The organism is Paracoccus sp. UBA889, assembly GCA_002294185.1.
In the GTDB taxonomy this organism is placed as follows: Bacteria; Pseudomonadota; Alphaproteobacteria; order Rhodobacterales; family Rhodobacteraceae; genus Paracoccus.
In genome coordinates, this window is the sequence record DBFD01000064.1 from 6,799 (window position 1) to 14,916 (window position 8,118).

Annotated in this window: 8 protein-coding genes and 2 pseudogenes; 3 read left to right on the top strand and 7 right to left on the bottom strand. The window is 64.7% G+C overall.

Features of this window, described 5'->3' with window-relative positions; all coding sequences use genetic code 11:
• Nucleotides 1–566 (bottom strand): annotated as a pseudogene (locus B4L36_RS13315) (adenylyltransferase); the annotation flags it as partial.
• A 180-nt stretch (nucleotides 567–746) separates the two neighbouring features.
• A complete protein-coding gene (gene trxB, locus B4L36_RS13320) occupies nucleotides 747–1,745 on the bottom strand; it encodes a thioredoxin-disulfide reductase (RefSeq protein WP_292958126.1) in 999 nt (332 codons plus the stop codon).
• A gap of 145 nt (nucleotides 1,746–1,890) precedes the next feature.
• Between trxB and B4L36_RS13325 the strand changes: the two genes are divergently transcribed.
• Entirely contained in the window at nucleotides 1,891–2,391 is a 501-nt protein-coding gene (locus B4L36_RS13325; protein ID WP_292958128.1) for an Lrp/AsnC family transcriptional regulator, read from the top strand.
• A gap of 202 nt (nucleotides 2,392–2,593) precedes the next feature.
• Here the strand turns inward: B4L36_RS13325 and rpmG are convergent, their stop codons facing one another.
• Nucleotides 2,594–2,761 carry a 50S ribosomal protein L33 gene (gene rpmG / locus B4L36_RS13330; protein ID WP_022707377.1) on the bottom strand — a complete coding sequence of 56 codons (168 nt, stop codon included), beginning with the start codon at nucleotides 2,759–2,761 and terminating at the stop codon, nucleotides 2,594–2,596.
• A gap of 595 nt (nucleotides 2,762–3,356) precedes the next feature.
• Between rpmG and B4L36_RS13335 the strand changes: the two are divergent.
• Nucleotides 3,357–4,068, top strand: a pseudogene (locus tag B4L36_RS13335) (IS256 family transposase); the annotation flags it as partial.
• Nucleotides 4,066–4,440: a LysR substrate-binding domain-containing protein gene (locus B4L36_RS13340; RefSeq protein ID WP_414692187.1), complete on the top strand. Its 375-nt coding sequence runs from the start codon at nucleotides 4,066–4,068 to the stop codon at nucleotides 4,438–4,440. The pseudogene B4L36_RS13335 and the gene B4L36_RS13340, both read left to right, overlap by 3 nt.
• An 11-nt stretch (nucleotides 4,441–4,451) precedes the next feature.
• Here B4L36_RS13340 and iolB read toward each other — a convergent pair whose 3' ends face one another.
• From iolB to iolD, 4 genes are all read right to left on the bottom strand, one after another.
• A complete protein-coding gene (gene iolB / locus B4L36_RS13345) occupies nucleotides 4,452–5,258 on the bottom strand; it encodes a 5-deoxy-glucuronate isomerase (RefSeq protein ID WP_292958136.1) in 807 nt (268 codons plus the stop codon).
• Nucleotides 5,255–5,470 (bottom strand): hypothetical protein, encoded by a 216-nt coding sequence (locus B4L36_RS13350; protein WP_292958138.1) that lies wholly within the window; start codon nucleotides 5,468–5,470, stop codon nucleotides 5,255–5,257. The genes iolB and B4L36_RS13350 overlap by 4 nt, the downstream gene beginning before the upstream one ends.
• Nucleotides 5,457–6,368 carry a myo-inosose-2 dehydratase gene (gene iolE, locus B4L36_RS13355; RefSeq protein ID WP_292958140.1) on the bottom strand — a complete coding sequence of 304 codons (912 nt, stop codon included), beginning with the start codon at nucleotides 6,366–6,368 and terminating at the stop codon, nucleotides 5,457–5,459. The genes B4L36_RS13350 and iolE overlap by 14 nt, the downstream gene beginning before the upstream one ends.
• Before the next feature lie 22 nt (nucleotides 6,369–6,390).
• Nucleotides 6,391–8,118, bottom strand: a 1,728-nt coding sequence (gene iolD, locus B4L36_RS13360; RefSeq protein WP_292958142.1) for a 3D-(3,5/4)-trihydroxycyclohexane-1,2-dione acylhydrolase (decyclizing), incomplete at its 5' end; no start/stop codon positions are given.

Sequence of the window (8,118 nt, forward strand, 5' to 3'; positions counted from 1 at the left end):
ACGCGCCGCCAGTTCAGCTTCTTGAACATGGTGCGCAATTCGTTGGGCGTGTTGCGGCGACCGCGGAAATCGTAATGGGTCGGCGCCTGCAGGCCCTTGATCGGACCGCCCAGATAGACCGGCCCCGCCACATTGTGAAGATAGTTCACCGCCGGATGGGCCAGATCATCGGCGCCAAAGACCTCTTTGGCCTCTCGTGCCTTGTTCGGCCGCCATTTGTCGGTGACCGACATGATCGCCAGGATGACGCCTTCCTGATCGCGCAGCGCGATGTCGGTGCCCGGCTCCAGCCCTTCGGCGAAGGCCTCGCTGACATCGAGGTTGATGGGCATCGGCCACAGCGCCCCCGAGGCCAGCCGCATCTCGCTGACAACACCGTCGTAATCGGCCCGGGTCATGAACCCTTTCAGCGGATTGAAGCCGCCATTCATCAGCAGTTCCAGATCGCAGATCTGGCGCTGCGTCAGATCCCAGCTGGGCATGTGGCCCGCCTCGTCCTTCAATGCGGCGGCGGCTTCGGGCGAGACATAAAGCTCGGGGATCGGCGTCTGGTTCGGATGGGTCATGTGCAAGGGCTCGGATGGCTGAACGAAAGTGGGCAGGCAGCCGAGAACCGGCCGGCTACGAACCCGTCGCGCTTAGCCGCCCCGCAGGCAAGTTTCAACCTGGGCCCGCACTTTTCGCGCCAACAGCGCAGGGGCGCGTCCCGCCGCCTGACCGACGATACCCGCAGGCAAGCCAGCAGATCACCCGGCCGGGGCTTGTTCGGGCAGTTCGGCGCCGGCCGGATCGGGTTCGCCCGCCTCGTCACGTTCGGCCAGCCAGGCTTCGGCGTCCAGCGCCGCCATGCAGCCCATTCCGGCGCTGGTCACGGCCTGCCGATAGATGTGGTCTGTCAGGTCGCCCGCCGCGAAGACGCCGGGGATCGAGGTCCGCGTGGACCCGGCCTCGACCTTCACATAGCCGCCGGAATGCAGGTCAAGCTGGTCCTTGACAAGTTCGCTGGACGGCGCATGGCCGATGGCGATGAAAACCCCGTCCACGGCGATCCGCCGCGTCCCGCCATCCTTGACGGATGTCAGCACGGCGCCGCTGACCCCCAGCGGGTTCTCGGTCCCCGTCACCTCGGCCAGTTCGTGATCCCAGACGATCTCGACCTTCGGGTTCTTGAATAGCCGGTTTTGCAGGATTTTTTCTGCCCGCAGGCTGTCGCGGCGATGGACCAGTGTGACCTTCGAGGCGAATTTGGTCAGGAACAGCGCCTCCTCGACCGCTGTATTGCCGCCGCCGACGACCAGCACCTCGCGGCCGCGATAGAAGAACCCGTCGCAGGTCGCGCAGGCGCTGACGCCGAACCCCTTGAACCTTTCCTCGCTGGGCAGCCCCAGCCAGCGCGCCTGTGCGCCGGTCGCCAGAATCACCGCATCCGCCGTGATCCGCGCGCCGCTGTCGCATTCGGCCGTGAAAGGCCGGCGGCCCAGATCCAGCTTGGTGACGATATCGGTGACGACCTCGGCGCCCATCGCCCTGGCATGGGACTCCATCTTCACCATCAGGTCGGGACCCTGGATTTCGGTCTCGCCCGGCCAGTTCTCGACCTCGGTGGTGATGGTCAGCTGGCCGCCCGGCTGCATCCCCTGGATCAGCATCGGGTTCAGCATCGCGCGGGCACCATAGACGGCCGCGGTATAGCCCGCCGGTCCCGACCCGATGATCAGAAGTTTCACATGCGTGTCGTCACTCATCTTGCGCCCCGCTTTCGATTTGAGGCATCAGGTAATCCCTTGGTTCGGCTTGTGCAACATGGCCGAGGCCGGAAAGAATGTTGCGTAAACGCGGGCCGCATTGTAGTTTCCCGCAACGCCGGAACCCGTTTCAAGAAAGAGCAGCATGGCAGGCGCGAGACTGGACGACATCGACCGCAAGATCCTGGCCGAATTGCAGGCCGATGGCCGGATGACCAATGTCGAACTGGCGCGTCGCGTGGGCATCTCGGCCCCGCCCTGCCTGCGGCGTGTCCGGACGCTGGAAGAGATGGGCTATATCCGCGGCTACCACGCCGATATCGACCCCCGCGAACTGGGTTTCGAGGTTCAGGTCTTCGCGATGGTCCGGCTTGCGGCGCAATCGGAACGCGACCTTTCGGCCTTCGAGACGCTGGTGAAGGCATGGCCGCTGGTGCGCGAATGTCACATGCTGAACGGCGAGATCGATTTCATCCTGAAATGCGTCTCGCCCGATCTGCCCACGTTCCAGCGGTTTCTCACCAACAGCCTGACCGCGGCCCCGAATGTGGCCAGCGTCAAGACCTCGCTGGTCATCCGCGCAGCCAAGGACGAGCCCTCGGTCCCTTTCGAGGTGGTCGAGGAGCGGGTTCGCGAGGCCGGATAGCGGCGCCGATGCCCGGTTCCCGGCCAACCGCTGAACAACCGCCGCCACCCGTGGCCGGAATTGCCGCGCGGAATACGGAAAAAGGGCATCGCGCAATCGCAACACCCTTCCGGTTTCCGGACGAATTCCGGGACGTCCCGACGCGCGGCGCCTGACGGCTTCTATCGAAGTCGGGCTTGGCCCCGGGCAACAGGCATGATCGCTACTTGATCTTGCCTTCCTTGTATTCGACATGCTGCCGCACGACCGGATCGTATTTGCGAACGGTCATCTTTTCGGTCATCGTCCGGGCATTCTTCTTGGTCACATAGAAGTGGCCGGTCCCGGCGGTCGAGTTCAGCCGGATCTTGATGGTCGTCGGCTTCGCCATGGTTACTGCTCCTGCTTCGGGGAAAGCGCGGCGCAAACCCCGTGGAATTCGTTTGAAGCCCGCCTTTTAGCCGCCGCCCGCCCGAAGTCAACCGAAAACCACCCGCAATTCACCCGATCCGGCAAGCGATTGGCGGCTATGCAAATCATGCAGAACAGCGCCGACCCGATTGCAGAGCCGGTTTCCAAGCCGCTCATGCCGCACATCAGCGCGTTCAATGCGGCACAAACAGCAACAGGCTGTTCGAGGCGCGGAGGAGAAAGAGGTGACGGTGGCAGCCCGTAGGGAAGGCGACAGCATTGAAAAAAGCGGAAATTACGTCGACACCAACAAAAATACCAACAGGTGTAAGCGCCTTGGGGGGAGTTACGGTCGATTTTCGGGCACCTGTGACGGGGTAGACACAGCGAAATTGACTATGGTCGATCCTTGCACAAGCGGTGTCCCGACAGTTGGTGTAGTTCCCGCAGGTAGCGCGGGCAGCGCGGAGCCTTCGCGTAGCGAAGCGAGGTCCGTGCGGGTCGCTTGGCGGCCACGGCTGTTCTTCGGCCAAGGTTTGGTTTGCCGACCCGACCTTTGACCGAGGAGATCAACCATGACCAAGGACAGCCTATCAGAGACCGCGGCGCTGCGCGCGCTTTTGTCGGAGACATCCGACATCCACCTGCTTGCCGAGATGCTCGGGTTCGCGGCCGACCGCCTCATGGCGCTGGATGTCGACCAGCTGTGCGGCGCCGGGGCGCACGAACGCAGCGACGACCGTGTGAACCACCGCAGCGGTTATCGGTCCAGAGCCTGGGAGGCCCGCGCCGGGAGGGTCGACGTGATGATCCCGAATCTGCGCAAGGACACGTGCTTCCCCGAGTTCCTGGAGCCCCGCAGAGCGGCGGAAAAGGCCGTGACGGCGGTCATTCAGGAGGCTTATGTCCAAGGACTCTCGACCCGCTCGGTGGATCTGGTCAAAGCCATGGGCATGACCGGCGTGTCCAAGAGCCAGGTCTCGCGGCTTTGCGGCGAGATCGATGAACGGGTCAATGCATTCCTGGGCCGGCCCCTTGAAGGCGAATGGCCCTACCTCTGGCTCGACGCCACCTACATCAAGGTGCGGCGTGGCGGCCGGATCGCCAGAGTCGCGGCCATAGTGGCGGTCGCCGTCAACCTGGACGGCCGCAGAGAGGTTCTTGGCATCGCCGTCCAGCCCCAGCGAGGCAGAGGTCTTCTGGGACGAGTTCCTCTGCTCTCTCGCCGATCGCGGCCCGCGCGGGACCGACTACACGCTCGGGCTTTACGCATCGACAGGCTACATCGCGAGGCGGGGGCGGCCGGACAGCGTTGCGGATCTTGCCCGGCACGAGCTTGTCGGCTACGTGGAGGATCTGATCTACACGCCCGAACTGAACTATGCCTCGGACATTCTCGCGGACTGGCGATCGACCATCGAGGTGGCGACCGCGATCGGCCAGGTCGAGGCGGTTCGCATGGGCGCTGGGATCGGAGTGCTGCACGATTTCATGGTTGCCGGATTGGATCTCGAACCCTTGCTTCCGGAGGTCCGCGTGGAATGCAGCTACTGGACGGTCTGGCACGAGAACCTCAAGACGGACCGCCGGGTGCAAGCGGTGGTCGAATTCCTCGACCAGACCGCGCGGGCAGAACGCAGGTTGTTCGTTCGCGCCTGACGTCTTCGGCTTCATGCGTCGCCTTGCATGATCCACTCGACTTCCGGCGCTGGCACGAAGCGCCACTTGCGCAGCGGTCCGGCCATCACGTTGAGGTAGTACATCTCGAATCCGTAAGGCGCGCCGCAGGGATGGTGTCCGCGGGGCACCAGAACCACATCGCCGTCCGAGACCGCCATGGTCTCGTCGAGCCCGCCATCATCGGTATAAACCCGCTGGATGCCGAACCCCGAGGCCGGGCTCAGCCGGTGGTAATAGGTCTCTTCGAGGTAGGTGATGCGGGGGAAGTCGTCCTCGTCGTGGCGGTGGCTGGGATAGGACGACCAGTGGCCTGCGGGCGTGAAAACCTCGGTTACCAGCAGGCTGTCGCAATAATCCTCGTTTTCCATCGCGATGTTGTTGATGTGGCGGGTATTGGTGCCCTTGCCGCGTTCGGTGAGGGTGATGCCGTCCGGTCCGATGCGGCGTGCCTCGTGACCGCCCTGTCCGGGCGCCGAGCAGACCGCGATCACGCAGTCGGTCTCGGCCACTGCCTGCCAGTCGGTGCCGTTCGGCAGGTAGAGGCAATGGGGCGGCGTCTTTTCGAACACGTTCATCCGCTCGCCCAATACGCCCCAGTCCTGACCGGCGCCGGTGATGGCGGCCTTGCCCTCGACCATCACCAGGATGACTTCGCGATCGCCCGTCGCCTCGGCGGCCGTCTCGCCCGCACGCAGGCGGTAGAGTGAGAAGCCGACATAGCGCCAGCCCGCCGATTGCGGCGTGATCTCGTGGACCTTGCCATGCGTGCCGAAGGGTTTTCTTTGCAGATCGGTCATCGCTCGTCCTCGCGGTCGCGTCCCCGCGCCCGGGCCCTGGGGGACAGGAAGAATTCGTAGAGGCACCAGAGCCCGAGCGCGCCGAAGAGGATCGCCCAGAACACCGCGCCGGTGATCAACTCGAAGATCGCCCAGCCCAGGCAAAGCGCGACGATCAGCCCCCGCCGCCAGGCGGGGGCGAGGAAGGGGTGGTCGGGATCAAACAGCTTCATGTGCGGTGTCGAGGCCGGCCTCTGCCGCCATCCGCTTCAGCGAACGCAGCCCGAGAGCTTGATAATGCTTGGGGTCGCGCACCGCGCTGTCCTGTTCCGCCTCGATCACGAGCCAGCCGTCGTAGCCGTGCTCGGCCGCGATCTTCAAAACGGGCGCGAAGTCCACCGCGCCCTCGTCGTCGCCCGGCACGGTGAAGGCCCCGCGCCGCACGCCTTCGAGAAAGGACAGACCCTGCTCGCGAACTTGCCTGGCAATATCGGGGCGGACGTTCTTGCAATGAATGTGGCTCACGCGGCCCATGTATTTCCGCGCAACCTCGGCCGGATCGGCACCGCCGAACCATGCGTGACCGGTATCGAGCAGAAGGCGCGTCTCGGGGCCCGCCATCTCCATGAAGCGGTCGATATCCGCCGCGCTTTCGATGATCGTGCCCATATGGTGGTGATAGCCCATCTTGACGCCAAGCTCGTGCGCATAGGCCGACAGCGCCTCGTAGCCCTTCGAGAAGCGGTCCCATTCGGCGTCCGTCATGATGGGGCGGACGTTCACCGGGGTTCCGTCGCTGCCATGCACCGTGTTCGAACACTCGCAGGCATTGATGTGGTCGCCGCCGGCCGCCTTGGTGAACGCGATCCACTCTTTCAGGCGGGCCTTCTCGGTCTCGATGTCGTTCGTCAGGATGTTGGTCGAAAACCAGCCCGCGGCGAACCGCAGGCCAAAGGCTCCGAGCGCCTGTTTCAGCTCCGTGCCGTCGCCGGGCATCTTGTGCCCCTTCTCGATGCCGTCGAAACCGATCTCGCGGCAATCGCTCAGGCAGTCGTCGAGGCTCAGGTGATCGCCAATCGACCAGTCGTCGTCGTTGGACCACGCGATGGGGTTCGTGCCGTAAAGGATCATGGTGTGTCTCCCGAAGGACAGATCAATTGAAGGTTCTCTGAAGCGCCGCGTTGGCGTTGTAGCGGCGGCGGGCGTTTTCGAGCCGCTCGGGTCCGCCAGTCTGGGGCACGGCGACATCCCACCAGTGGCCACCGGCCCCGGTTCCGGGCACCGCGTCGGTCTCGATCAGGATCACGCTTGGCAAGTCGCGGCCGCGTGCCTCGACGATCTTGCGTTCCAGATCCGCGATATCGGCGGCCTTCTCCGCATGGGCGCCCATTGCGGCGGCATGCGCGACGAAGTCGATCTTCGGCCAGACGTCGCTGTCCTTGTACATGTTGTTGAATTCGGCCCCGCCGCACTCGATCTGCAGCCGGTTGATGCAGCCATAGCCCGAGTTGTCGGTCAGAACGACCGTGAAGGGCACCTTGCGGGCGGCGGCGGTGGCGAGCTCGGAATTGGCCATCATGTAACTGCCGTCGCCGACGAAACAGATGACCTCCTTCTCCGGCGCGGCGAGCTTGATGCCCATGGCGCCGGCGATCTCGTAGCCCATGCAGGAATAGCCGTATTCCAAGTGATAGCCGCCCTGCGCAGCCTGCCAGAGCACCTGTAAAGCGCCGGGCATTGTGCCGGCGGCGCACATCGCCACGGTTTCGTCGGTCGCGACGCGCTGCACCGCGCCGATCACCTGTGCGTCGGTGGGCAACGCGTTCGTGTCGGGCTCCGGCGCCGCGGTGACGCGGCCGACCTCGGCGATCCAGTCCTCGCGTGACGAGGGGTCATGCGCGTCGAAGCGCAGATCACCGAGTGCAGCAGTCAACTTCTCGAGCGCGACCTTCGCGTCGGAGACGAGCGGCGTCGCAAGGTGCTTGGAGGCGTCATAGGGATGCAGGTTGATCGACACGAGCTTGCGCCCCTCGCGGCCGAAAACCGTCCACGAGCCGGTGGTGAAGTCCTGGAACCGCGTGCCCACTCCGATGACCAGGTCCGCCTTTGCTGCCAGTTCGTTACCGCAGCCCGATCCGGTCACGCCCGGCGAGCCGAAGTTCAGTGGATGGCTCGCGACGATGCCGCCCTTGCCGGCCTGGGTTTCCAGCACCGGAATGTTGTGCGTCTCGGCGAAGGTCCGAAGCGTCTCGTCGGCCCCGGAATAAAGCACGCCACCGCCCGACACGATCACCGGGCACTCGGCCTCGGCGATCATCCGGGCGACGTCGGCCACCTCGCGCGGATCGGGTTCCGGCCGCCGAATTCGCCATGTGCGCGGCGTGAAGAAGTCCTCTGGGTAGTCGAATTCCTCGGCCTGCACGTCCTGGCAGAAGGCGAGCACGGCAGGGCCGCAATTCTGCGGATCGGTCATCATCGCCATCGCGCGCGGCAGCGCGGTCAGAAGATGTTCGGGCCGCGAGATGCGATCGAAATAGCGCGCGACCGGGCGGAAGCAGTCGTTCGCCGAGACCGTGCCGTCGTCGAAATCCTCGATCTGCTGCAGCACCGGGTCGGGGCGACGGTTGGCGAAGACATCGCCGCAGATCATGAGGACCGGCAGTCGGTTCACATGCGCTAGCCCGCAGGCGGTGACCATGTTGGTCGAACCCGGCCCGATGGAGGAGGTGATGGCCATCGCCTTCCGCCGTCGTTTGGTCTTCGCATAGGCGATGGCGGCATGGGCCATGGTCTGCTCGTTCTGGCCGCGCCACGTCGGAATGACTTCCCGGAAGCGATGCAGCGCCTCGCCGACCCCCGCGACATTGCCGTGTCCGAAGAT